The 25,223-nt window shown below is 66.3% G+C and carries 21 protein-coding genes; 8 read left to right on the forward strand and 13 right to left on the reverse strand.

Annotation, left to right across the window (positions count from 1 at the left end):
* Positions 1 to 3 precede the first annotated feature (3 nt).
* Genes NA5_RS20010 through NA5_RS20020 form a run of 3 tightly spaced genes read right to left on the reverse strand, consistent with a single transcriptional unit; the run spans position 4 to position 3,040 of the window.
* A complete protein-coding gene (locus NA5_RS20010) occupies positions 4 to 639 on the reverse strand; it encodes a LysE family translocator (protein ID WP_062988269.1) in 636 nt (211 codons plus the stop codon).
* Between the two features lie 39 nt (positions 640 to 678).
* Positions 679 to 1,341, reverse strand: coding sequence for a DUF3239 domain-containing protein (locus tag NA5_RS20015; protein WP_062988271.1), 663 nt, complete (start codon positions 1,339 to 1,341; stop codon positions 679 to 681).
* A 40-nt stretch (positions 1,342 to 1,381) separates the two neighbouring features.
* Positions 1,382 to 3,040, reverse strand: a complete 1,659-nt coding sequence (locus tag NA5_RS20020) for a DNA repair helicase XPB (RefSeq protein WP_062988273.1) — start codon at positions 3,038 to 3,040, stop codon at positions 1,382 to 1,384.
* 377 nt (positions 3,041 to 3,417) lie between these two features.
* On the opposite strand from NA5_RS20020, the gene NA5_RS20025 reads away from it, so the two are divergent.
* A complete protein-coding gene (locus tag NA5_RS20025) occupies positions 3,418 to 4,062 on the forward strand; it encodes a LysE family translocator (RefSeq protein ID WP_062988275.1) in 645 nt (214 codons plus the stop codon).
* Positions 4,063 to 4,096: 34 nt separating this feature from the next.
* On the forward strand, positions 4,097 to 4,747 hold the full coding sequence (locus NA5_RS20030) for a trimeric intracellular cation channel family protein (RefSeq protein ID WP_062988277.1): 651 nt from the start codon (positions 4,097 to 4,099) through the stop codon (positions 4,745 to 4,747).
* On the opposite strand, the gene NA5_RS20035 is transcribed toward NA5_RS20030, so the two are convergent.
* The gene (locus tag NA5_RS20035; protein WP_062988279.1) at positions 4,744 to 5,922 is read right to left on the reverse strand and encodes a pyridoxal phosphate-dependent aminotransferase; all 1,179 of its coding nucleotides are present in this window, start codon (positions 5,920 to 5,922) and stop codon (positions 4,744 to 4,746) included. The genes NA5_RS20030 and NA5_RS20035 overlap by 4 nt on opposite strands.
* Before the next feature lie 176 nt (positions 5,923 to 6,098).
* Here NA5_RS20035 and NA5_RS20040 point away from each other — a divergent pair, with 176 nt between their 5' ends.
* On the forward strand, positions 6,099 to 6,302 hold the full coding sequence (locus NA5_RS20040) for a hypothetical protein (protein WP_062988281.1): 204 nt from the start codon (positions 6,099 to 6,101) through the stop codon (positions 6,300 to 6,302).
* Positions 6,303 to 6,351: 49 nt separating this feature from the next.
* On the opposite strand, the gene NA5_RS20045 is transcribed toward NA5_RS20040, so the two are convergent.
* Positions 6,352 to 7,272, reverse strand: a complete 921-nt coding sequence (locus NA5_RS20045; RefSeq protein WP_062988283.1) for a sigma-70 family RNA polymerase sigma factor — start codon at positions 7,270 to 7,272, stop codon at positions 6,352 to 6,354.
* Positions 7,273 to 7,333: 61 nt separating this feature from the next.
* Between NA5_RS20045 and NA5_RS20050 the strand changes: the two genes are divergently transcribed.
* Positions 7,334 to 7,915 (forward strand): GNAT family N-acetyltransferase, encoded by a 582-nt coding sequence (locus NA5_RS20050; RefSeq protein ID WP_062988285.1) that lies wholly within the window; start codon positions 7,334 to 7,336, stop codon positions 7,913 to 7,915.
* Positions 7,916 to 7,991: 76 nt separating this feature from the next.
* Positions 7,992 to 8,534 (forward strand): SAM-dependent methyltransferase, encoded by a 543-nt coding sequence (locus tag NA5_RS20055; protein ID WP_062988287.1) that lies wholly within the window; start codon positions 7,992 to 7,994, stop codon positions 8,532 to 8,534.
* A 47-nt stretch (positions 8,535 to 8,581) separates the two neighbouring features.
* Here NA5_RS20055 and NA5_RS20060 read toward each other — a convergent pair whose 3' ends face one another.
* The 4 genes from NA5_RS20060 to NA5_RS20075 all read right to left on the reverse strand — a co-directional run bounded on the left by NA5_RS20060 (position 8,582) and on the right by NA5_RS20075 (position 14,943).
* Positions 8,582 to 9,724 (reverse strand): 3-deoxy-7-phosphoheptulonate synthase, encoded by a 1,143-nt coding sequence (locus NA5_RS20060; RefSeq protein ID WP_371856441.1) that lies wholly within the window; start codon positions 9,722 to 9,724, stop codon positions 8,582 to 8,584.
* A gap of 212 nt (positions 9,725 to 9,936) precedes the next feature.
* Positions 9,937 to 10,407 (reverse strand): carboxymuconolactone decarboxylase family protein, encoded by a 471-nt coding sequence (locus tag NA5_RS20065; RefSeq protein ID WP_062988291.1) that lies wholly within the window; start codon positions 10,405 to 10,407, stop codon positions 9,937 to 9,939.
* A 140-nt stretch (positions 10,408 to 10,547) separates the two neighbouring features.
* Positions 10,548 to 11,426: an oxidoreductase gene (locus NA5_RS20070; protein WP_062988293.1), complete on the reverse strand. Its 879-nt coding sequence runs from the start codon at positions 11,424 to 11,426 to the stop codon at positions 10,548 to 10,550.
* Positions 11,427 to 11,451: 25 nt separating this feature from the next.
* Positions 11,452 to 14,943, reverse strand: coding sequence for a non-ribosomal peptide synthetase (locus NA5_RS20075; protein WP_062988295.1), 3,492 nt, complete (start codon positions 14,941 to 14,943; stop codon positions 11,452 to 11,454).
* A 128-nt stretch (positions 14,944 to 15,071) separates the two neighbouring features.
* On the opposite strand from NA5_RS20075, the gene NA5_RS20080 reads away from it, so the two are divergent.
* The gene (locus NA5_RS20080) at positions 15,072 to 16,691 is read left to right on the forward strand and encodes a (2,3-dihydroxybenzoyl)adenylate synthase (protein WP_062988423.1); all 1,620 of its coding nucleotides are present in this window, start codon (positions 15,072 to 15,074) and stop codon (positions 16,689 to 16,691) included.
* 125 nt (positions 16,692 to 16,816) lie between these two features.
* Here the strand turns inward: NA5_RS20080 and NA5_RS20085 are convergent, their stop codons facing one another.
* Positions 16,817 to 18,127, reverse strand: coding sequence for a salicylate synthase (locus NA5_RS20085; RefSeq protein ID WP_062988297.1), 1,311 nt, complete (start codon positions 18,125 to 18,127; stop codon positions 16,817 to 16,819).
* A gap of 92 nt (positions 18,128 to 18,219) precedes the next feature.
* Positions 18,220 to 18,984 (reverse strand): DUF2127 domain-containing protein, encoded by a 765-nt coding sequence (locus NA5_RS20090; protein WP_062988299.1) that lies wholly within the window; start codon positions 18,982 to 18,984, stop codon positions 18,220 to 18,222.
* 121 nt (positions 18,985 to 19,105) lie between these two features.
* On the opposite strand from NA5_RS20090, the gene NA5_RS20095 reads away from it, so the two are divergent.
* Both NA5_RS20095 and NA5_RS20100 read left to right on the forward strand, forming a co-directional pair.
* Positions 19,106 to 21,562, forward strand: coding sequence for a glycerol-3-phosphate 1-O-acyltransferase (locus tag NA5_RS20095; protein WP_062988300.1), 2,457 nt, complete (start codon positions 19,106 to 19,108; stop codon positions 21,560 to 21,562).
* On the forward strand, positions 21,562 to 23,016 hold the full coding sequence (locus tag NA5_RS20100; protein WP_062988302.1) for an HAD-IB family hydrolase: 1,455 nt from the start codon (positions 21,562 to 21,564) through the stop codon (positions 23,014 to 23,016). The genes NA5_RS20095 and NA5_RS20100 overlap by 1 nt, the downstream gene beginning before the upstream one ends.
* A gap of 331 nt (positions 23,017 to 23,347) precedes the next feature.
* Here NA5_RS20100 and NA5_RS20105 read toward each other — a convergent pair whose 3' ends face one another.
* Positions 23,348 to 24,067 (reverse strand): polyprenol monophosphomannose synthase, encoded by a 720-nt coding sequence (locus NA5_RS20105; RefSeq protein WP_281201729.1) that lies wholly within the window; start codon positions 24,065 to 24,067, stop codon positions 23,348 to 23,350.
* Positions 24,068 to 24,297: 230 nt separating this feature from the next.
* A complete protein-coding gene (locus NA5_RS20110) occupies positions 24,298 to 24,483 on the reverse strand; it encodes a hypothetical protein (RefSeq protein WP_062988306.1) in 186 nt (61 codons plus the stop codon).
* Between the last annotated feature and the right edge of the window lie 740 nt (positions 24,484 to 25,223).

Genomic DNA, 25,223 nt, shown 5'->3' on the forward strand with positions numbered 1-25,223 from the left:
GCTTCAGTCGGCGCTACCGCTGAGCGCCACCGACGCGCCGAGCCCGAAGATCATCGCACCGCCCGCACCGCCGACCGCCTCCAGTCGCTGCGGCGAGCGCGCGAACCAGGCGCGGGCGGATGCGGCGAGCAGCCCCCACGCGCTATCGGAGACCAAGGCGATCGCCAGGAAGATGGTGCCGAGGATCAGGAATTGCAACTGCAGCGAACCCGCCGACGGTTCGGCGAAGTGCGGCAGTACCGCCGAGAAGAAGACGATCGCCTTGGGATTGGTCAGCCCGACGAACACGCTCTGCCGAAACACCTTGGCATCGCCGGGGTCGATCGGCGCGTTCAGCGCCGCCCGCAACGCCTTGCGCTCCCGAATCGCCTGGATCCCCAGGTACATCAGATAGAGCGCACCGACGAACTTGACCACGGTGAGCGCGAGCGCCGAGGCGGCGAGCAGAGTGCCGAGGCCCACCGAGACCAGCAGTAGCGCGATGAAAACGCCCGCGGCATGACCGAATACCGAGACCAGAGCGGCGCGGCGGCCGAGCGCGAGGGCCCGGCCGATGGTGAAGAGCACACCCGGTCCGGGGATGACGATGATGACAAACGATGCGGCGGTGAAAGCCAGCAGGTTGGAGACCGGAACCATTTATCGAGTCTATTCGGCGGCGCAAGGGAATTCGGCTGATCAGGAACCCAGGTCGCCGGGCAGCTGGTGCGGGTCGAGCAGCAATCGTTTGGCGGAGGTGCGCCGCACCTTGTCGGCGAGTTCCAGATTATCGGTGAGCAAACGCCATTCGACCTCGCTGATGGCCGCGCGCGCTCGATCGATGACGGTGCCGTCGCGGGTGCCCCAGGCGATCGGCATGGCACTGACCGACTGCCAGCGCTCGCCGACCTGACGGGGTGCGCGATCGGTGCGCACCGCGACCGACGGCACCCGCTCGCCCGCGCGCTTCTCGTGGCCGGGCAGATCCCTGACCTTCCTGATCACAAGCGCATAGCGCGGTTCGTGGGTCTCCGAGACATCGACCAGTGCGAGCAGCACGACGCCACTCGGATGCGTTTCGGAAACCACCGCGGGGACCAGCTCACCGTCGGCGTAGAGCTTGTCGATGCTGGAGCGGTGCGGTGTCCAGAACGCCACCCACAGCGCGACCACCGCGCCGAGGGCGAACGCGATCGCCAGCAGATAGGCCCACGGATGGTTGAGCCAGATCAGATAGGCGGTGCCGGTCGCGGCGATGACGGCGGCCGCGATCGCCATGACACGCAGTCGACGTAGGTCGGCGAAGACTTCGTTGACCGCATGGGCGTGCTGCCGGTCCACCGCGAATTCGAAGCGTCGCACGTTCCATTCCTAGCACACGTATCGGAGCGAATTCCTCCGCTTATCCGATGGCCGGTCCCAGCAAGTCATCGGCATCCGTAATGCGATAGGCGTAACCCTGTTCGGCGAGGAAACGCTGACGGTGCGCGGCATATTCGGCGTCCAGGGTGTCACGTGCGACGACCGAATAGAAGTGGGCTTGGCCACCATCTTGTTTCGGCCGCAACAGTCGACCGAGCCGTTGCGCTTCTTCTTGGCGCGAACCGAATGTTCCCGAAACCTGCACCGCGACAGAGGCTTCGGGCAAATCGATGGAAAAGTTCGCGACCTTGCTCACCACAAGCACCGGAATCTCACCGCGCCGGAACGCATCGAAAAGTTCTTCGCGCTCTTTGGTTTTCGTCGAACCTTGAATTACCGGCGCATTGAGATCGGCACCGAGTTCGTCGAGTTGATCCAGATACGCGCCGATCACCAACGTCGGCGCATCCTTGTGCTGAGCCAGAATCGATTCCACCACAGGGATTTTCGTGCGCGCGGTCGAGCAGAGCTTGTAGCGCTCCTCGGGCTCGGCGGTGGCATAGGCCATCCGCTCGGCATCGGTGAGGGTGACCCGGACCTCGATGCAGTCGGCGGGGGCGATCCAGCCCTGCGCCTCGATGTCCTTCCACGGCGCGTCGTAGCGCTTGGGGCCGATCAGCGAGAACACATCGCCCTCGCGGCCGTCCTCGCGCACCAGGGTCGCGGTGAGACCGAGCCGACGCCGCGATTGCAGATCGGCGGTCATCCGGAAGACCGGGGCGGGCAGCAGGTGCACCTCGTCATAGATGACCAGGCCCCAGTCCCGGCTGTCGAAGAGTTCGAGATGTTTGTACTCGCCCTTGGTGCGACGGGTGATCACCTGATAGGTGGCGATGGTGACCGGACGGATCTCCTTGCGCTCACCGGAGTACTCGCCGATTTCGTCCTCGGTCAACGAGGTTCGCGCGAGCAGCTCACGCCGCCACTGCCGTCCGGCCACCGTATTGGTGACCAGGATCAGCGTGGTGGCCTGCGCCTTGGCCATCGCCGCCGCGCCGACCATCGTCTTGCCCGCACCACACGGCAGCACCACGACACCCGAACCACCTGCCCAGAACGAATCGGCGGCCATCTCCTGGTAATCGCGCAGATGCCACTTGCCGCCGGTGTAATCCAGCTCGATCTGATGCGCCTCGCCGTCGACATAGCCCGCCAGATCCTCGGCGGGCCAGCCGATCTTCAGCAGCATCTGCTTGATCCGGCCGCGCTCGGACGGATGTACGACGACGGTGTCCTCATCCACGCGCGCGCCGAGCATCGGGGCGATCTTCTTGTGCCGCAGCACTTCCTCGAGCACCGCGCGGTCCAGACTGACCAGCGTCAACCCGTGCGCCGGATTCTTCACCAGCTGCAACCGGCCGTAGCGGGCCATGGTGTCCACGATGTCGACAAGCAGCGGCTGCGGCACCGCGTACCGCGAGTAGCTGACCAGGGCATCCACCACCTGCTCGGCGTCATGCCCGGCCGCCCGCGCATTCCACAGCGCCAATGGCGTCACCCGATAGGTGTGCACGTGCTCCGGCGCCCGCTCCAATTCCGCGAACGGCGCGATGGCCTGCCGTGCCACCCCGGCCAACTCGTGGTCGACCTCGAGCAGCAGCGTCTTGTCACTCTGAACAATCAGCGGACCGTCGGTCACAGCTCCGCCTCGCTCGCGCTCAGCTCCGCTGCGACCGGAGGTGCTGTGCATATGGTGCCCTCGCTACGCTCGGTCACGTTCTCTCCTCGTATACGGCGTCCGGCTTAGTACCCGATCGCTCGTGCGACTCCGGCTCATTCTCCCCGACACCACCGACAACCCATCGGATGCGGCATCGATCCTGCCCCCGCCGACGGGCGTTGCTCGCGTCGGCCTCGACATACAGCGTCCGAGCGGCCTGTTTTGTTCCTGGTGGGAATGCACTGACCGCCTATTGTCGCCCGGATCTCACCAGAGCGAGATGGGCGGTCACGCCAGTCCACCGCCGCTCAACTGGACCGAGACGGGGCCGCCGCATGTGCGTGAGGATCGAGAACATGATCCAAACTGCGGCGATTCTGGGTGTGGCGGCGGCCGCCTTGGGGATGGTGCTCACGCCGGGACCGAACATGATGTACCTGGTGTCACGCAGTGTTTCACAGGGACGTCGGGCCGGATTGGTGTCGCTCGGCGGTGTCGCGGCCGGATTCGGCGTCTACTTGGCGGCGGCCACGGCAGGGATTACCGCCGTGTTCGCCATCGTTCCCGGCCTGTATCTGGCGGTGAAGCTGGCCGGTGCCGGATACCTGTTGTGGCTGGCCTGGCAGACGATGCGGCCCGGTGGGACCTCGGTATTCGCGCCCGCCGAGCTACCCGCGGATCCGACGCGGCGATTGTTCACCATGGGGCTGGTCACCAACCTGCTGAATCCGAAGATCGCGATCATGTACATGGCCTTGATTCCGCAGTTCGTGGCGCCCGAGCACGGCCGGGTCTGGTTGCAGAGTCTGTGCCTGGGGACGGTCCAGATCGCGGTGGCCTTGACGGTGAACGGGCTGATCGTGCTCGGGGCGGGCGGCATCGCCGCCTTTCTGACCGCTCGGCCGCTGTGGTTGCGGATCCAGCGCTATTTCATGGGCACCATGCTCGGCGGCATCGCGGTACTCGTCGCGACCGACCGCGCGCGGCCGATGCCTGCCTGAAGGCGAGCACCGCGGAATATGTGATCGTGTGCGCATGGCGCATTTCGATTCCGCTGTGAATACCGCCCAGCATGTCGGGGAGTTGTTCGGCGTCTTCGCCTTCGCGACCTCGGGGGCGCTGCTCGCGGTGCGGCGCGGATTCGACGTCTTCGGGATCGTGGTGCTGGCCTGCAGTACGGCGCTGGGTGGTGGTGTCATTCGGGATCTGGTGATCGGTCGGACACCACCGGCGTCATTCGTCGATCTCAGTTACCTGTGGACCGCACTGATCGCCGCCGCGGTCATCTTCTTCTGGCATCCGTCGCCGCGGGTGACCGGCGGTCCGCTCGGTGTGGCCGATGCTTTCGGGCTCGGGCTGTTCTGCGTGACCGGCACGGTGATCGCCTACAACCACGGTCTCGGCGCGCCATCGGCCACACTGCTCGGATTGGTCACCGCGATCGGCGGCGGGGTGATCCGCGACCTGCTCGGCGGGCAGACGCCGAGTGTGCTGGTACCCGAGCAGATCTATGCGGTACCAGCACTTTTCGGTGCGGCAACGACCGCGACGCTCTTGCATCTCAATGCCTACAACCCGATTACCGGCGCCTGCGCCGCCCTCGGCGCGATCGTATTCCGGCTGCTCGCGATGCGGTACGACTGGCACGCACCACAGGCCCGACGTCGCCCGCAGGACCGGGCCTAGCCCACTCGAACACCGGCACGGAGTCGGCGTACACCCTCTTCGAGGGTTTCGTCGCGTTTGCAGAATGTGAAGCGCACCAGGTGATTCCACGCCTCCGTGTGGTCGGCGAAGGCGATCAGCGGCACGGCCGCGACACCCAGCCGAACCGGCAGTTCCCGGCAGAAGGCCAAGCCGTCGGTTGCGCCGAGCGGCGTGATATCCGCGCAGACGAAATAGCCTCCCGCACTCTCCTTCACCCCGAAGCCGGTGTCCTTCAGTGCGGCGGCGAGCCGGAGGCGCTTGTCCGACAGCGTGTCTCGCAATCCCGCGACCCAGTCGAGTTCATTGTTCAGCGCGTATGCGACGGCCGGTTGGAACGGCCCACCCGCCACGAAGGTCAGGAATTGTTTGGCCGCGAGCACACCGTCGATGAGTTCGGTCGGGCCGAGCGCCCAGCCGGTCTTCCAGCCGGTGACGCTGAAAGTCTTTGCCGCACTGGACACCACGACGGTGCGCTCGGCCATACCGGGCAGGGTGGCGAGGCTGATGTGCTCGTTACCGTCGTAGACGAGGTGTTCGTACACCTCGTCGGTGAGCACCAATAGGTCGTGCTCGCAGGCGATTTCGGCGATCGCGGTCAGATCGGCGCGGTCGAGGACGGTGCCGGTCGGGTTGTGCGGTGAATTGACGATCAGCATCTTGGTCGCGGGCGTGATAGCGGCGCGCAGGCTGTCCAGGTCGAGTACGAAGCGGTCACCGTCGGCGACGAGATGGGCCGTGCGCCGCCGCGCTCCGGCCAGGGCGACCGCGGCCGCATAGGAGTCGTAGTAGGGCTCGATCAGCACGACCTCTCGGCCGGGCTCCACCAGGCCGAGCACGGCGGCGCTGATCGCCTCCGTCGCGCCGACGGTGACCAGGACCTGGCTGTCCGGGTCGTACTGGGTGCCGTAGCGGCGGGCGCGGTCGGCGGCGATGGCGCTCCGTAGGATCGGCATACCGCGGCCGGGCGGGTACTGGTTCAGCCCGTCGGCAATGGCCTGACGCGCGACCTCGAGCATGCCCTCGGGCCCGTCGGTATCCGGAAAGCCCTGACCCAGGTTGATCGCCTCGTGACGCACGGCCAATTCGGTCATCTCCGCGAAGATGGTGGAGGCAAAGGGGCGTAGGCGGGCGACGGTCGCGGGTTGCGAGGACATATCCGGAGAGTAGCCCAGCGGTCGCCATTGTTGCCATCAGATAGCGAAAGGCTATATTTCACTTTCGGATTGAGCCTTCTACCTGCATAGTTGTGCGTTCTCCCAGTGGCGGCTAGCCTCGCCGTGTTCTACCTCACAAACCGCCGACCTGCGGCGGTATCTCGAAAGGGGCGCTTATGGCCTCGTATCTGGACCTGGTACTGCAACCGGCCGCGTCGGAGGTCGCCGGAACGGTACTGGGTTTCCTGCGAAATGTCGCACACGACCTGATCGCCGGGTTCGGCTCCTCCACCGGCGATTGGTTCAACGGCTCATCGACCGGCAATAGCGGTGCGGGATCGTCTACCGGGGACTGGTTCCTCGGCTCGTCCACGCCGTAATCCGGAGGCGGTGTCAGGCCTGGCGATGAGGGCCCGGCCTGGCATCGCTTCACCCGAGGCGGACGTGCGATAGTTTTTCCGGATTCGCGAGATCGTAGGTGCCGCAGACCAATCCGTCGCGAACCGCGAATCCGATCACCCTTGGCGGACCATCGAGCCGCCCGTAACCCGGGCCGACCCGATACACGACCAGACCCAATTGCCCATTGACCGTGGCGAATTCGAATTCCAGCGTCGGCTCCGATGAGCCGTCCAAACCATACTTGCGCACCAGCCCGAGGAGAAAACGGGCGACCTTGTCCGCACCGGCGATGACATTGATCGCGGTGGCCGTGGTGCCGTTCGCATCGCCGATCATCACCGAATCCGGGTGCAGCGCAGCTGTTATCGCGCCGATATCACCGGCCGACAGCGCGTCGATGAACTTGCGCACCGCGGCCGCGTGCTCGACATCCGGGACGGGCGGCGGGGCCTGTGCGACGGATTTCCTGGCCCGCACGGCGAGTTGACGCGCCGCCTCCACCGAAATGCCGAGGATCTCGGCGATCTCGTCGAATGGCACCGAAAGCCCGTCGTGCAGCACGAATGCCACCCGCTGCGGCGGCGTCAGGCTCTCCAGCACCACCATGGCCGCGAGACTGCATTCCTGTTTGCGGACCACCGCCTCCAACGGATCCGGCATGGTCGATGGGTTGATAGCCGTCACGACCGGCTCCGGAAGCCACTGCCCCACATAGGTTTCCCGGCGCACCGCGGCACTGCGCAAGCGGTCCAGGCAGATTCGGCTGACCACGGTGGTCAGCCAGCCACGCAGATCCTCGATCTCGGATTGATGCGCACCGGCCAGCCGCAGCCAACTCTCCTGCACCGCGTCCTCGGCGTCGCCCGCACTGCCCGTCAGCCGGTAGGCGACCGAGAGCAGATGCGCCCGATGCGATTCGAACAAGTCGGCGAGAAGAGCGGCAACCATTGAGCTGATTCTACGTTCCGCGCTGATGGGCCCGACGAGCCGGTCATGACACCATGCTCATATGGAGGATCATCCGCTCTCGGACACAACCATCTGGTTGTCGCGGCCTACCGAGGCCGATATCGACGATATCGTCGCATGCTGCCAGGAGCCCAGCATTGCCGAGTGGGTGACGATTCCGGTGCCGTATCACCGGAAGAATGCCGAATCCTTCCTCGACGATATGGTCGCCCCAGGCTGGGCCACCCGCAGTCCGATCTGGGCGCTGCGCACGCGCGCGGACGGACCGGTCGTCGGCATGATCGATCTCAACGCACGCGACGACTCGGCATCGGAGATCGGCTTCTGGCTGGTCTCCGCGGCACGCGGGCACGGACTGATGTCGCGTGCGGTCGCCCTGGTGTGCGAATTCGGTTTTCAGCCAGCAGGATTGGGGCTGAGCCGGATCAGCTGGCGGGCCTTCGTCGGCAACTACGCCTCGGCCGCGGTGGCTCGCCGCAACGGTTTTCGCTACGAGGGCATGGCACGACTCGGCAGTATGCAGCGCGGCAGCCGCCGCGATACCTGGCTGGCTGGACGGCTGGCGACGGATCCGCCCGGACCGGCGCCGAATTGGCCGCCCGATGTATTCGGCAGCGCGTAGCGATTCGATAAGGGGTCGGGCGACGGGTAGGACCGAACCGGCGACGGGCGCGGCACAACAGTCGTAGATTGCGAATATGGCGGCCGATGCCCGATTCGAGTGGATCGCCGAAACCATGCACCTGCGGCCCGACGACCGGATCCTGGAGATCGGTCCCGGCTCCAGCGACTCGATCGCTTATCTGGCCGCACGGCTGGACGGCGGTCGGATCGTCGGCGTCGATCGTTCCCCGGCGGCCATCGCCCGTGCGAGCAAACGCCATGCCGCATTGATCGAATCCGGCAAGGTCCACCTGCTGCACGCCGGACTCGAACAGCTCGACCGTGCCCGGGTACTCGCCGAAATCGGACCGGCCCGCGGCTTCGACAAGGTTGTCGCCGTCAATGTGAATCTGTTCTGGACCAGACGGCCCACCGCCGAACTGACGCTGATCCGGCAGGTCCTCACGCCCGATGGCGCGCTGTACCTGTTCTACGGATACGGACAACCGGACGGACCGCCCGGCGCCGGTCCCAAGCCCGCACCCGGACATCTCATCGATTATCTGGCGACCGCGGGCTTCGACGGCACCACCGTGTGCTCCGGCGATATTCTCGGCGTCGTCGCGAAACCGCGCTGAATCCGAAGCCGCGCCCCGGCTTTCACCGGGGCGACAGGCTCGGAGTTTCAGTGATCGCGGCGCTGCCGCACCGCATCGGCCAGGCAATCGAGTTGGGCGGCCGTGGTCTCCCAATCGATGCAGGCATCGGTGATGGACTGACCGTAGGTCAACGCGTCGGCGTGCCCGAGGGTCAGATCCTGGCGGCCCGCGACGAGGAAGCTCTCCAACATCACACCGACCACACCCGGCTCGCCCGCGGCCAACCGGCCCGCGATATCGGTGACCACATCGACCTGCTTGTTGTGATCCTTATTGCTGTTGCCGTGGCTGGCGTCCACCACGATCCGCTGCGGTAGCGATGCCTTCTCCAAGCGGATGCAGGCCTCGCGGACCGAGGCGGCGTCGTAGTTCGGGCCGGTGCTACCCCCGCGCAGGATCACATGGCAGTCCGGATTTCCGGTGGTGCGGATCAGCGCCGAGCGGCCGTCCAGATCGGTGCCGGGGAATACGTGGCTGGCCGCGGCTGCCCGTACACCGTCGACGGCCACCTGCACATCGCCGTCGGTGCCGTTCTTGATGCCGACCGGCATGGACAGCGCGCTGCTGAGCTGGCGGTGCACCTGGCTGGCCGCGGTGCGCGCGCCGATCGCGCCGTAGGAGACCAGGTCCGCGATGTACTGCGGGGTGATCGGGTCGAGGAATTCACAGGCCACGGGCAGACCGAGCGCGGTGATATCGACCAGCAGCTTGCGGCCGATGCCGAGGCCGGTATTGACGTCGAAGGAGCCGTCCAGGTGCGGATCGTTGATCAGCCCCTTCCAGCCGAGGGTGGTGCGCGGCTTCTCGAAGTACACCCGCATCACCACGTGCAGCCGATCGTCGAGCTCGGCCGCCTTGGCGGCGAGGCGGCGGGCGTAGTCCAATGCGGCGGCCGGATCGTGGACCGAACACGGCCCGACGATCACCATCAGGCGATCGTCGGTGCCATCGAGCACATCGACCGTGGCTTTTCGACCGGCTCGGACCACGTCGGCCAGCGGATCGGTGATCCGGTGCACCTGGCGCACCTCGGCGGGTGAGCGCAACGGGCTCACACTCAGGGTGCGCTGGTCATCCAGATCGAACAGCATCGCGGAGCGATTCGATGAGGGGTGGTGGTCGGGTGACGGGTGGGCATGCCGCGCGTCGACGTCGGCTGCGGTAGTCATCGCTTGTGGGTTCCTTTTCGTCAAGGCCGACCCACGGACGTGAAACCCGTCGAGCCGGTCCATCATCCGGCTCGGGGTTGGAAATGAGGTCAGCGCAAATGGTTGCCGCAGACCGACCCACCCTGGGCCGGTTCGCTAAACCAGAAATAGACGCGCTGCACGACGGTGACTGTACCAGGGACTATCCGCAGGGCCGACTTTCGTGCCGAAGCTCACCCGAACTGACCCGGGACGTAGTCACCGGCCGGGGTGCGGGCGATCACATTCATCCGGTTCCAGGCGTTGATCGTCGCGATGGCCGCGATGAGTGCCGCGGTCTGATCGTCGTCGTAGTGCTTGCGCACCTGCTCCCAGGTCTCGTCGCTGACGCCGCGGCCGTCACCGATGCGGGTGGCCTCTTCGGTCAGTGCGAGGGCGGCCCGCTCGGCCTCGGTGAAGACGGTGGCCTCGTGCCAGGCGGCGACCAGGTTGAGTCGCACGGAGGTCTCGCCCGCGTGCGCGGCGTCCTTGGTGTGCATATCGACGCACATGCCGCAGCCGTTGATCTGGCTGGCGCGGATCTTGACCAGCTCGTAGGTGGCCTTGGGAAGAGAGGATCCGTCGACGACCTTGCCCGCGGTGATGAGGCGCTTGACGTAGCTGCCCGCGACAGGGTTGGCGTAGAGGTTGAAGCGCTGTTCCATGATCTGTGCCTTTCCATTCGGTTGGGTTCACAGAGAGGACGACGCGGCCCACCCCAGTGTGACAGGCCCGAATGTGACCCGCATCACGCAACATCACCGACTCGGCCGGACCGAGTCGACCCGCGCCGCAATGGATTCGGTTACTTGCCGAAGGTGTAGGTGACGCCGGTCAGCTTCTCCGACAGGTCCCACAGGCCGCGCGCGACCTGCTCGTCCTTGGCGGCCGCGGTGGAACCGGACAGCCCCGGATAGCCGCGCATACCGCCCCATCCGACCGGACCGTAGAACGCGCCGGGCTCGACCTGTTCGGTCGCCGCGTAGATCTCCGGCAGCGCACCCATTTCGGCGCTCTGCGCCAGCAGCCGGTTGCCCAGCGCCATGACCGTGTCCAGGACGGACTCGGTATGGGACTGCAGTTCCGTTGCGGCATAACCGGGATGTGCGGCCACCGAAATCTTCGACGAACCCGCCGCGGTGAGCCTGCGCTGCAGTTCATAGGCGAACATGAGGTTGGCCAACTTCGCCTGACCGTAGGCGGACCAGCGCTGGTATTTGCGCCGCTCCCAGTTCAGATCGTCCAGATCGATCTTGCCGACCCGGTGCGCACCGCTGGAGACGGTTACCACGCGGTCCGAAATCTTGTCCAGCAGTAGCCCGGTCAGCGCGAAGTGACCGAGATGATTTGTGCCGATCTGCATTTCGAAGCCGTCGGCGGTCCGCTGCTGCGGCACCGCCATAACGCCCGCGTTATTGATCAGCACGTCGGCCCGGTCCACCGCATCGGCGAACGCACGCACCGAGGCCAGATTCGCGAGATCGAGTTCGCGCACCTCGGCCCGCGCCCCGATCTCACCTGCCACTTTCTCGCCCTTGGCCACATTCCGACAGGCCAGGACCACCTGCGCACCCGCCCCGGCCAGCGCACGCGCCGCCACCGCACCCAGCCCGCTGTTCGCGCCGGTGACGATGATCGTGCGGCCAGTCTGATCGGGAATGTTCGAGGTATCCCAATGGCTCATGATCGCCAAGTCTAGTGCGCGCGGCTCACGCCTGGGCGAGGATCTCCTCGTCGGTCATGGCCAGCACCTCGAGGTACAACTCGGCGACGGCATCCAGCCGATCGGGCGTGCCACGGCCGGTCTCCCGCTCGACCAGTCGCCCCGCCAACCCGGCCACCGTCCGACCGACCAGCAGGTCGGCGACCAGCGCGTGGTCGACCTCCAGCCATTCGCGGATCCTGGCGACAGCCGTGGTGGCCAGCACCGAGTCACCGCCCGCGCCGAAGAAATCATCGTGCACGCCGATGCGATCGGTACCGAGCACGTCGGCGACAATGGTGGCCAGCGCGGACTCCAGCGGCGTGCGCGGGCGCGCGTCCACCGCGTCGGCCGCATCGGGCTCCAGCAGCGCGACCACCGCGCGGCGATCCAGTTTGCCGTTGTCGGTCAACGGCATCTGCTCGAGGATCTCGATGCGAGTGGGAATCATGTAGCTGGGCAATAGATCTCGCACTGCCGCGATAATCTCTTCGACGGACCCGACCTCCCCCGAGACCGCCGCGACCAGCTTCGGCGCACCCGTGCCGACCACCGCGGCCATCGCGTGCCGCACACCCGGCGCGGTGCGCAGTCCACTTTCCACCTCGCCCAATTCCACTCGATATCCGCGAATCTGGACCTGATGGTCGGCGCGACCGAGGAATTCGATGGTGCCGTCCGGCCAGTAGCGGGCTATATCACCGGTGCGGTACCAGCGCAGATCGTCGTGGACGACGAACCGCTCCGCGGTGCGCTCCGGGTCATTGCGATAGCCCGCCGCGACATTCGCACCACCGACCCACAATTCGCCGGGCACCCAGTCCGGGCAGTCGCGGCCCGCCGAATTCACCACGCGGCAGCGCACATTGCGCAGCGGAACGCCGAACGGAACGGTGGCCCAATGCTCGGGCGGGTCGGCGACCTCGCAAATGGTGTTGTGGATGGAGGTTTCGGTGGCGCCACCCAAACCGGAGAACCGGCAGCCCGGCACCTGCCTGGCCAGCCGCCGCGCCAGATCCGCGCCGACCCAGTCACCGCCGAGCGTGGCCGCGCGCAGCGAATCACCAAGATGGTCACCGCCGATCTCCAGGATCATATCGAGCATGCTCGGTACGCAGTTGAGGATCGAAACCCGGTGCCGGGTCAGCAATTCCACCCAGCTGGTCGCCTCCTCGCGTTGCGCGGCCGACAGCGCGACCACCGAACCGCCGACGGCGAACATGCCGAACATGTCGTAGACGGAGGCGTCGAATTCCAGCGCGGACAGTCCGAGCACGCGGTCGGCCGGGCCGACCTCGAACCACTCGTTCACCGCGTCGATGGTGTTCATCGCACCGCGGTGCGGCACGTCGACGCCCTTGGGCACACCGGTGGAGCCGGAGGTGAAAAGCACATAGGCGATCGACTCCGGATCGGGAATCACCGGCTCGGACAAGGGATTCCGATGGATACGCGCAGCCGAGAGCGGCAGACAGGTGATCTCCGGGCGACCCATATCGGCGCCGTCGACGGTGAGCGCGGCGACCACGTCACCGGTGCGCAGGATCTCCGCGCGCCGCCCGACCGGCTGATCGAAACCGATGGGCACATAGGCCGCACCCGCCGCGAGCACACCAAGTACGGCGACGATCTGATCCGGCCCCTTCGGCAGCTGCACCGCGACGGTTTCACCCGCCCGCACCCCGATATCGCGCAGCGCCGCCGCGACCGAAAGCGCTTGTGCGGCAAGCTCGCTATAGCTCCAGCCGTCATCCACGCCGTCGCGCTGCCACAGCACCGCGGGTGCGTCGGGCGCGCTGCGGGCGTGGTCGAAGAAGCCCTGGTGCAGCGCCCGTCCGGAGACCGGCCCATCGGTCGCGTTCACCGTTGCGCGCACCGCAGCCTGGGCGACCGGCAGTTGCACCGCGGCCTCCGCGCTCCAGCCCGCCTCGCCCGCGCCCAGCCTGCCGATCGCCTCGGTGTAGCTGGTGAACATGGCGTCGATCATGCCCACGGGGAATGCGGATTCGCGCACGTCCCAGTTGAGCAGCAGTCCGCCGCGCACCTCGGTGACCTGCGCGTCCAACAGCACCTGCGGGCCCTGCGAGATGATCCACACCGGCTCGCCGAAGGTCTCGGTGACCGAGTCGGCGAACAACTCGCCCAAGTTGAGCGCGCTGGTGTAGACGATCGGCGCGAGCACCGGTTCGCCGCACTGCCTGCCCAGATCGCGTAGCACCTCCAACCCGGAATACGCGGTGTGCGCGCCACTTTCGTGCATCGCCCGCTGCAGTGCCCTGGCCCGCTCGGTGACCGTCACGTTGTCGGTGACATCCACCTCCAGCATGATCGAGGAGGTGAAATCGCCGATCACCCGGTCGATATCCGGATGCACCGGTTCCCGGTGGAACAGCGGCACATTCAGCAGGAAGCGGCTGCACGCCGACCAGCCGCCGATGGTCTCGGCAAAGACCGCGGCCAATGCCATCGCTGGGGTAATCCCACGGGCATGTGCGGCCGCGAGCAATCGGCCCTTGGCTTCTGGCTCCAACCAGTGGTTATAGCGCACGGTCCGATGCGGCTCGGCGCGTTCGCCGACCGGAACGGTCGGCAGTTCCGGTGCGCCGGGCAGCTCCGGCAGCCGATCGCGCCACCACTGCTTATCGCGTGCCCTGGCAACGGGATCCACCGTGCGCTCGGTGCGATAGCGGCGATAGCTGTAACCCTGCGGCGGTACCGTGCCGCCGCGGTAGAGCTCGGCGAGGTCGGCGACGAGTACGCGATAGCTCATCGCGTCACCCGCGATCATGTCGACATCCAGATGCAGCCGGGTGCGGCCGTCGGCGAGCAGGCTCAGGGTCACATCGAGCACCTGGCCGTCCTCGATGGCCAGCCGCTGATGAGTCTTGTTGTCGCGCAGGCGATCCAGCTCGGCCTCCGCCTCGGCATGCGTGCGTAGATCGACGACCGAGAATACCGGTCGGCCGGGAGTGCGGATTGTCTGCTGGGTACCGTCGGGGAGGAACCTGGTGCGCAGCATCGGATGCACCGCGACCAGATCCGTCACGGCCCGCGCCAACCGTTCGGGATCGACGGCGGCACCGTCGAATTCGACATACAGGTGCGCGGCGACACCACCGAGATCCTGCTCCTCGGAGCGACCGATCCAATAGGCGTGCTGCATCGAACCCAGTGGGAACGGTGCGAATTCGTCTTCGGAGTCGACGTTTTCAACGGGCCCGGGTGCGACCACCGTCGCGACAGACTCCTCGACGCCGAGCAACCGCGCCCACTCCGCGACCGACGGTGCCGCCGCCAGCTGCGCGAAGTTGATCTCCAGCCCGCGCTTGCGCCAGCCGCCCGCCAACTTCATGGTGCGAATCGAGTCCAGTCCGAGCTGGATCAGATCATCGCCGTCGGCGATCGTCTCCACCGGTACGTCGAGCTGTTTCGCGATGGCCGCGCGAATTTCGTCCCGGCCGATTCCCGCCCCGTCCTCCGGTCGCTGTGCTGGCTCCATTTGGCGCTGTCACTCCTTGGTCGCCGCCGCATCCGGCGGATCGAGACTGCTCGGCGGTAGCCTATCGCATTGAGATAGGGTTGCCTAACCTAACACTAATCAGGCAGCAGAACCTTGTGAGGCAGACCGTGACTTCGACATCCACCTCGCCCACCCATCGCGACGGCTACATCCCTTTCCCGTCCGCCGACGCCGCGACCTACCGCGCGGCCGGTTACTGGACCGGCCGCCCACTCGGCGACCTGCTGCGCGCGACCGCGACCCGGCACCCACACCGCACCGCACTGCTCGATACCGACTGCACGCGCACCTACGCGTGGGTGGATGCCGAGGCCGATCGGATGGCGCACGGACTACTCGCACTCGGCATCGCGCCGGGCGATCGGGTGGTCGTCCAACTGCCGAATGTGCCGGAGTTCCTGACGGTCCTGTTCGGATTGCTGCGCGCCGGAATCATTCCGGTGCTGACCCTGCCCGCCCATCGCCGCGCCGAAATCGAGCATCTGGCCAGACTTTCCGAAGCGGTCGCCTACATCGTGGCGGACCGGCTCGACGACTTCGACTACCGCGAACTGGCCGAAACGGTCCGCTCGGCCGTCCCCATCCTGCGCCACATTCTCGTACTCGGCGATCCGGGCACCCTCACCGATCTGAATTCGATTCCCCGCGACGGTGGTTCACTCCCCGACATCGATCCGAGCGATATCGCGTTGATGCTGGTCTCCGGCGGCACCACCGGCCTGCCGAAGCTGATCGCGCGCACCCACGACGACTACGTGTACAACGCCACCGCGAGCGCGCAGGTCTGCGCACTGACCGCGGACGATGTCTACCTCGCGACCCTGCCCGCCGCCCACAACTTCCCCCTCGCCTGCCCGGGCATCCTGGGCACGGTATCGGTCGGCGCGGCCGTCACCTTCGTCACCGATCCGAGCCCGGAAAGCGCCTTCGCCGCCATCGAACGCCATGGCGTCACCGTCACCGCGGTGGTGCCGCCGCTGGCCCAACTCTGGTGTGCGGCAACCGAGTGGGAGGACGCCGACCTCGGCTCACTGCGCCTGCTCCAAGTCGGCGGCGCGCGGCTGGCCGAAGGGAACGCGCGTGCGGTGGCGCCCGCTCTGGGCGTGCGACTGCAACAGGTCTTCGGTATGGCCGAGGGCCTGCTCAACTACACCCGCCTCGACGACACCGCGGATATCGTCTGCACCACCCAGGGCCGTCCGCTCTCGCCCGCCGACGAGGTGCGGGTGGTGGATGCCGATGGCAACGACGTCGCCCCAGGCGAAGAGGGCGAACTACTCGCCAAGGGCCCCTACACAATCCGCGGCTACTACCGCGCCCCCGAACACAATGCCCGCGCCTTCACCCCCGACGGCTACTACCGCTCCGGCGATCTCGTGCGCCGACTGCCGAGCGGCCATCTGATCGTCTCCGGCCGCATCAAGGACGTCATCAACCGCGGCGGCGAGAACATCTCCTGCGACGAACTCGAGGAACATCTGCTCGCCTTCCCGTCCGTCCGGCATGCCGCCGCCGTCGGCCTTCCCGATGCCGCATTAGGTGAAAAGGTCTGCGCCATCCTGGTTGTCGACGGTGAGATGCCGACCCTGGCGCAGCTGAAGTCGTTCCTCACCGACCGCGGACTGGCGACCTACAAACTCCCGGACCTGCTCCGCCCGGCCGACGAACTCCCGATCACCGCTGTCGGCAAGATCGATAAGAAGGCCCTGCGCGCCAGCCAGGGCTGAGCGGAACGATCGGGGGTGGCGTGAGTCCGATATCGCCACCCCCGATCCGAACCCCGGATAAACCGGGTTGCCCCACCAGATGATTCGGAATGTGGGTCCACCTTGATGGGTATGACTTCGAATTGCTAGGCCTTGACCACGTACGGCGCGACACTGCCCAGCTTTTCGCAGGTCTCCTCGAATTCCCGCTCCGGCCGCGACTGGCCGACAATGCCAGCGCCCGCGCGCAGCCACGCGCCCTCGGTGGTCTGGTAGACCGCCCGCAGTACCAGCGTCGCCTCCATCGCACCGCTCGGCGCAATCGTCACCACGGCACCGGAGTACAGGCCGCGCGGCGCACCGTCGAGGCGGAATACCGAATCGACACCTTCCCGCTTCGGAATGCCGGACGCCGTGACCGACGGGAACAAAACCTCCAGCGCATCCCAGCTGGAACGGTCCGCGGCCAACCGTCCGCGCACCGTGGAGGCCAGATGCTGCACGCTGCCGCGTTCCCGAACCGCCATGAAATCGGAGACCGCGGGCGTGCCGGGATCGGCCACCTCGGCGATCTCGGCGAAGGAGGTCTGCACCGAAATCGCGTGCTCCACGATTTCTTTGGGATCGGTGACGAGTTCGGCGCGTGCCGCCATATCAATGGCCTCGCCGAGTCCGAAGGCGCGCGTACCGGCGAGCGGCTCGGTGGTGACCACCCGATCCTCGTCGACGGAGGCGACCAGCTCCGGACTGAATCCGGCCGCCTCGAGTCCACCGAGGCGAAGCAGGAACGAGCGCGCCGGAGTGTTGTTGGCGCGGCCGAGCCGGTAACTGGCCGGGATGTCCACCGCGAACGGCAGATCGACCTTCCTCGACAGGATGACCTTCTGATACTGGCCGGAACGGATTTCCGCGACCGCCTCGGCGACCCGCTCGCGATATCCGGTCGGATCGAGACGCACGTCGACCGGATGCGCCTGCGGCAGTTCGGTTTCCTGCGCGGCGGCGATGAGATCGTGAATGTCGTCGGCCTCGGCCGGTGTCGCGCCGGAGATCCGGATGCCGAACCCACCGACCCGCACCTCGATGCGCGGAATCATCAGATGGGCCAGTGCGGTTCGCGGATGCAGATGCCGCGTCGCATCCAATGCCCATGCGCAGAACTCGAATCCGATCCAGCCATAGGCCCGCCGCCCGCCGAGTGGCAGCGTGGCGAGCGCGTTGTCGATGACCTGCGCCGGGCTGCCTTCCCAGGCACTGGTGGTGTCGCGCCCGACCCAGGACATGCGCAATTCGTGCGCGTCGAGTTCGACGCTGCCGAGCGGATCCGCCGCGAATACCCATTCGCCGGGCCGTTCGTACATCACGTATTCGCCGAAGCGCTCGGCCGCCGCCAGCCGGGACATCGCTGCCGCCGGATCGGTCACATACTCACCGCGCAAGCGCTCCGTGGTCGACAACGATCCTCCAAGGTTATGCTGACCTAACTCAGAAAAATAAGGTTAGCATTACCTTCCTAGACCGCTACTGTGCTGCAGACCACAGCAATTGGCTATTCCGCGGGCACCGCAAGCGCCGACCGCTCGACGCTCAGCAAACTTTCCGTGCTGTGCTCCGCGTGGTACGCGGCCCCGCCGCCGCGCACTCCGAACAACCGCTTGCTGTAGACCAGCCAGACCACCGCGGCGATATTGATCAGCAGTGCGCCGATGCGCAGCACGGTGATCTTCTCGGTCAGCTCGTAGATCTCCAACGGCAGGAAAATACTGGTCGCGACCACCGCGAAGTACTCACCCCAGCGCTTCACCAACCACAGCCCAACCGCCTCGATCGCCTGCAGCGTCGCATAGGCGAGGATGCCGATGGCAACCCACAGCAGCGTGGTATTCGACAGCGAGAACGCGTCATCGATCAGATGCACGATCTTGGATCGGTCGATATCCCAGCCGATCTGATCGGCCAGCGGACGCAGCAGCGGCAGTTCCTCGTCGAAGGCCGCCCGCATATCCTCGCGCGAGGACCGGAATTTGAAGACCGCGAGCGCGGCGACCACCAAGAGCAAGCCACGCGCCAACCGTTCGATCGCCAATGCCCGCATCAGCCAGCGGTCCCGCAGCAGTCGCCCGCGCGGCACCTCCGGCGCATGGTCGGCGGGCCCCGAGCCGACCGGTTCACCGGGTACGAAAGTGCCGCAGCGCAGACACCGCCACGCGACACCGGCCACCGTCTGAACATGCAGTCGCTGCGCCAGATCCTGCTCATCCGGCGCATAGGTGTAATGGCCGTGCCAGCCGCACGCGCGTAACGCCCAATCCATGCGCGCAGCCTAGTTCGCGAGCGCGATCGGCCGCGATTGCAAACGCCGTGTCGAGGCCCCGATGCCAACTCACCCACCGGAGTTCCTGCGCGGAATCCACTGGCGGGCTTCAATAGGAGTCATGATCGATCACCGCGGGGATTCGCCCGCTCCGGCTCGAGCGGCGGCACCCGATTCCGTGGTGGCACTGATCGATGCGGGCTCCGGCGTGGAACGTGAACTCGTCGGCACCTGGCTGGCCGAGGGCGGCATCAAACACGAACTCGGCGTCGACGCACCCATCACCCAGTTGGATCTGGATGCGGATGCGATCGGCGATCGGCTGGTCGGACGGCGCGACGATCCGCTGGTCGTGCCGATCCGGGTGCTGTGGCTGCCGCCGGAACGCGACGGGGTCCGCCGCATCACCTTCGCCGACCTGGCCATGCTGACCAATCCACGCCAGCCGCACCGATTCGCTCAACGCCGGTTGGTCGGCAAATCGCCCGACCGGCACGTGGTGCTCACCGGCCAGCCCGCCCTGCTCAGCGAATTGCGCGCCAATAATCCGGAGGCGGCGGCGCTGCTCATGAAGGGCTCCGCCGAGCCGTTCGCCCGCGCCATCGTGCGCGCGGCGGTCGTGGCCCTGGAACGCGCCGAACGTTCCGTCATCGGTGACCGATACAAGGTGCCCCGCCTGGTGGCCGAGGAGATCCTCGACTCCCCCGACTTCCTGCGCAGGCTCGAACTCATCGCCGACCAACTCGGTACGAGTCCGCACGAGGTGTATCGGCGGACCGAGAAGGCGCTGAACGAACTCGTCGCAGCCCAGAGCAGGCTGGTCTCGGATCTGTTCACCCAGGCGATGCGCCCGATCCACGCCTCGACCTGGAAGGTCGACTCCGACGACTCCGGCCTGGACGGGCTGCGCGCGTTGAACCGGAACCATCCGCTGGTCTTCCTGCCATCGCACCGGTCCTACGTCGATGCGTTCGTCCTCGGTGATGTATTGGCCCGCAATGACTTTCCACCGAATCATGTGATCGGCGGCGCGAATCTGAGCTTCTGGCCGATGGGTCCGATCGCCAGGCGCACCGGCACGGTCTTCATCCGGCGCAGCTTCGGCGACGACGAGGTCTACAAGGCGGTGGTCGAGGAGTACTTCGCCTACCTGCTGGCCAAGCGATTCAATATGGAGTGGTATTTCGAGGGCGGCCGCACCCGCACCGGCAAGTTGCGGCCGCCGCGCTATGGATTGCTGAATTACCTTGCTGCCGCGGTCCGTTCGAATCGGATCGACGATGTCATGCTCGTCCCGGTCTCGATCACCTATGAGCGACTGAACGAACTCGGCGCCATCGCCACCGAACAAGTGGGCGGGAAGAAGAAGCCCGAGGGGCTGGCCTGGCTGGCGCGTTATGTACGCAGCCAACAGCATTCGGCCGGACACGTCTATGTGCGATTCGGCGAACCACTGTCGGCACGCGATCGCCTTGCCGCATATGGGGATCCGCTCACCCCACCGCCGACGATCATTCCGCTGCACCACACCGAAGCGGCGGGAACCGAGCCGAAAAATGACACCGCGTCGGCGGAGGTCGCCGAGCTGGAGCGAAAGGCCGTGCAACGGTTGGCCTTCGAGGTTGCCGTCGGTATCAATGCGGTCACCCCGATCACGGTCAACGCGCTGGTCACGTTGGCGCTACTGGGTGTGCACGAGCGCGCGCTCACCCTTGGCGAGGTGCGTACCGTGCTGGCCCCGGTGCTGCGCTATATCGACAAGCGTGGGTTGCCGAGCGGCGAGTTGGCGGCGCTGCGCGACGAGCAGAGTCTCGCGGTGGTACTCGAGCAGTTGTCGCTGGCCAGGGTCGTGACGGTGTATCGCGGCGGGCTGGAACCGGTGTACTCGATCGAATCGGGTGCGCATCTGGAGGCCGCGTTCTACCGCAACAGCGCGGTGCACTGGTTCATCAACCGCGCCATCCTCGAATTGTCCATCCTGTGTGCCTTGGAAACGCAGGCGCCGGATCAGCTGCGGACCGGCTGGGACGAGGCCTTCCGACTGCGCGATCTGCTGAAGTTCGAATTCTTCTTCCCGGAGCGGGCCGAGTTCTCGGCGCAGATGACCGCGGAAATGCTGCTGGTGGACCCGGATTGGCACCAACACACCGCGGCGGACACCCTCGGCGAGGATATTCTGCACAAACTCACCGCCTCCGGGTTCATTATGGCGCACCGCGTGCTGCGCGCATTTGTCGAAGCGCAACTGGTGGTGGCCGAGCGGCTGGCGGCCCACGACAGTGCCGAAGAGATCGATCGCAAGGAGTTCATCGACGAATGCGTCGCGGTCGGTAAGCAGATGCTGCTGCAGCAGCGCCTGCACAGCCCGGAATCGGTCTCCACCGAATTGTTCTCCAGCGCACTCAAACTCGCGGATAACCACGGCTTGTTGACCCCCGTGAGTCACGACTCGGCCAAGCCGAGGGCCGAATTGACCCGGCGCAGAACCGAATTCGCCGGTCAGCTGCGCATCATCGCGACCCGGATCTCGCAGGCGGCCGCATTGGATCCGTCCAACATTCCGGTGCGGGGGGCCTGATGGCCGAACAGAGCCCCGCGGTCCCCCGGGACCTCGCGGGCGCCATCGCCGCGATCCGATCTGGACCACAGGGTCCGGAGGTGGCCGCGGTCTTCGACTTCGCCGCCGTTGTGGATGGTTTCGGGCGGCCATCGCTGTGGCGGCGGACATTCCGGAGCAATAAGGGCGCAACCGCCACGGACACACTCCTCGACAGCATCCGCAACGAACTCACCGATGGCGAATACAGCCGGTTCCTCCAGCAGGCCATGCGGACACTGGCCGATCAACCGGAAGCCGAGCTGGACGAGTTGGGCACGCACCTGTTCCGGAAAAAGATCTACGGACATCTGTACCCCGAAGCATGGCAGCTGATCCGGACGCACGAGGCCGCGGGGCACACCGTGGTGCTCGTCACCGCGCTGACCCGATTCCAGGTCGAACCCGCCGCGGCCGAACTCGGCATCGAGTACGTGCTGTACACCCGGATGGCGACCACCGATGGTGTGCTCACCGGCTACGCGGACGGGAAAACTTTGTGGCGCAACGGCAAGGCCGATGCGGTCCGCGAATTCGCCGCGGCGCACGCGCTGGATATCACCCACAGCTACGCCTACGCCGACAGCATCGCCGATCTGCCGCTGCTCTCGGTGGTCGGACATCCGGTGGCGGTAAACCCGGATCGCCAGCTCGCTACCGCTGCCGTAGAACAGAATTGGCCGGTACTGACGTTCCGTCCGCGCCGACCACCGCGCCCGATCGACTATCTGCGCACCATCGCCGGATTCGCCGGGCTGCTGGCGGGCGCATTGGTCGGTGTGCTGAGCAAGTCGTATACGCGCCAGCGCCGGAAGATGGCCGATGCGCTGATGGCCTACGGAACCGGCGCGACGCTCGGCACGACCGGTATCCGACTGCGGGTCAGCGGTGCGGAAAACGCCCGCGCCCCGAGGCCCGCCGTCTTCCTGTTCAACCATCAGAGCCAATTCGACGTGATCATCGTGCCCAAGGTGCTCGAAGGCGGTGTCACCGGAATCGGCAAGAAGGAGTTGACGAAGAACCCCATCTTCGGCCCGCTGATGCGCTTCGTCGGCGTCACCTTCATCGATCGTGCGAACACCACGCAGGCCAAGGCGGCGCTGGCACCGGTGGTGCAGACGTTGCGTGACGGGCTATCGATCGCGGTGTCACCCGAAGGCACCCGGTCGTATACGCCAGGCGTCGGCCCGTTCAAGAAGGGGGCCTTCCATATCGCGATCCAGGCCGGGGTGCCGGTGATCCCGGTGGTGATCCGCAATGCCGGTGAAGTCAACTGGCGCAACTCGATGGTCGCGCGCAAGGGCACCGTCGATGTGGCCATCCTCGACCCGATCGACGTCAGCAGCTGGGACCCGACCGATATGGACGGCAACGTCGAAGCGGTTCGTCAGCTGTACACCGACACCCTGCTGAACTGGCCGTCGCCGGACCACTGACGCGATCCGCGCCTTCACTTATGCACCCGTGCGCCGAGTGCTCCGTACTGCCGGATCCTCGGCTGACGACGGTGGCCGGAAGAGGAGCCCAGCTCACGGACGAATGCCCCGTTACTCGGCGGACCGGGTGCCCAGCTCACGGCCGGTACTCGGTTGCTTGCCGGACGGGATGCCCGGCTCACGGACAAGTGCCCCGTCACTTGGGGGCCAGGGCGACCAACTGGCGGAAGGATGCCCGGTTGGATGGCAGACGGGTGCCCGGCTGCGAACAGGCGCCCCCTGAGTTGGCGGACGAGTGCCCTGGCGGACGGGGTGCCCAGTCGTCGGTGTGTCAGACCGAGCGGCCGAACAGCAGCTTCCACGGCATCAGGGCGGATTCCAGCTGCACCTTGAGGCTCATCTTGGAGGCGCCGAGGGTGCGCTCCTCGAACCGGATCGGCACCTCGGCGATCGTGATGCCCTTCTTGACGGTGCGGTAGTTCATCTCGACCTGGAACGAATACCCGTTGCTGCGAATCGAGGCGACGTCGATGGCGCGCAGCGTGTCGGCCTTCCACGCCTTGAATCCGGCGGTCGCGTCCTTCACGCCCAGGCGCAGGATCAGGTTCACGTAGAAGTTGGCCCAGGCGGACAGCGCCTTGCGGTACCACTTCCACTCCTCTGCGGTGGAGCCGCCGGGCACGTAGCGGGACCCGAGCACGACACCGGCATCGGTGGTGTTCAGCTTCTCCAGCATCGCCGGAATGACCTCGGCCGGATGCGAAAGATCGGCGTCCATCTGGATCACCACATCGGCGCCCTCGTCCAGCGCCCGGGTGATCCCGGCCACGTAGGCGCGGCCCAATCCGTCCTTTTCGGTGCGGTGCAGTACGCCCACGACATTCGGCAGCTCGACCGCCAGCTTGTCGGCGATCTCACCGGTCCCGTCCGGCGAATTGTCATCCACCACGAGCACATGCAGATCGGGCACCGGCAGCGCCGTCAGCCGCTCCACCGCAACCGGCAGATTCTCCCGCTCGTTGTAGGTCGGCACAACAACGGTAACCCTCAAGGGTCGCCCTCCCTGCTCACCTGTTCCAGCCCGCAGACCCACGACTGGACCCGGAGCACTCGTCTGATTGCCAAGAACCGTACTTGATCGAACTGAAGCCCACCTGAGCGCCCGCACGCTCCCGCCGCCACCCGAATACCCGCGACCTGCCGACTACCTCGCGAATCGCGTCACCCACCCCACCGACTCGCCCCCGAAATCAATTGCCGCGCACCACCCCTGACGCCCCCTCACTTATCCCCATCGCGCCAATCCCGATCCCGTGCGTCCTCGCGAGCATTGCGCGCATGCACGATCTCCAACGCCCGCTCAGCAGTGGCCTGATCCGGATACGGCCCCATCCGATCCCGAAACCAACACTGCTTCCCACTCTCGGCCCGCTGATGCTTCAAGCAGTAATACCACTTCTCCGCCATCCCACCAGCATCCCACCACCATGATCAACAGACCCCCAATTTCCACCCCAACCTTCGAGATCCGCCCCCCTGTAGGCACGAGATGGCCACACCCGAAACGCCAGACACGGGAAGCGGCTCCGCGCGTAAGACACCACACCGGACAACGAGCACACCTGCACCACGCCGCTCCCTGGGACAAGGTCACACAGAGGAGCGGCCACGCCGCAGTGCGCAAAATGGGAGCGCCCCAGCCTGCAAAGCGCAGTACCAGCAGGACGGCCCGATCGCGCAACGCCGTACCTAACACCCCCGGAGACACGCTCGCGTCCTGAACCGGCCACAACGAGGAGACACCGCGCCCTTTACGGCGGGCCATCGCGTGGATCGGCGGCTAACGTTCTCGAACGTCCTCGCCCAAGGCGCACTGGCTCCGGATGAATGCGCCCGCTTGGAGGGGGTGGCAGCCCGTTCGAGCCGGGCCGAGTCCGAGGGGAGTCCACTCGATGTGGGCTCCTCTAAGCCTCACGGGCCAACTCGCTCATGCAATGCTGTCAGACATCGTGTTGGAGGAGCGACACGAACCCCGCCAGCAGACCACGAATCTCACGCCTAGAGAACCACATCCCGGCTTGGGTTCCCGCCTCCTCATGGCCCCATGATCTGACTTCAGTCCGGGTGAGCGCTTCGCGTCGCTACGCGATGCCTACGGCACCTTTGACTAACCCTGCACAGCACAGGACGGCCAGTATGAGGAAGCC

The sequence above is a fragment of the Nocardia anaemiae NBRC 100462 genome (assembly GCF_001612725.1).
GTDB lineage: Bacteria > Actinomycetota > Actinomycetes > Mycobacteriales > Mycobacteriaceae > Nocardia > Nocardia anaemiae.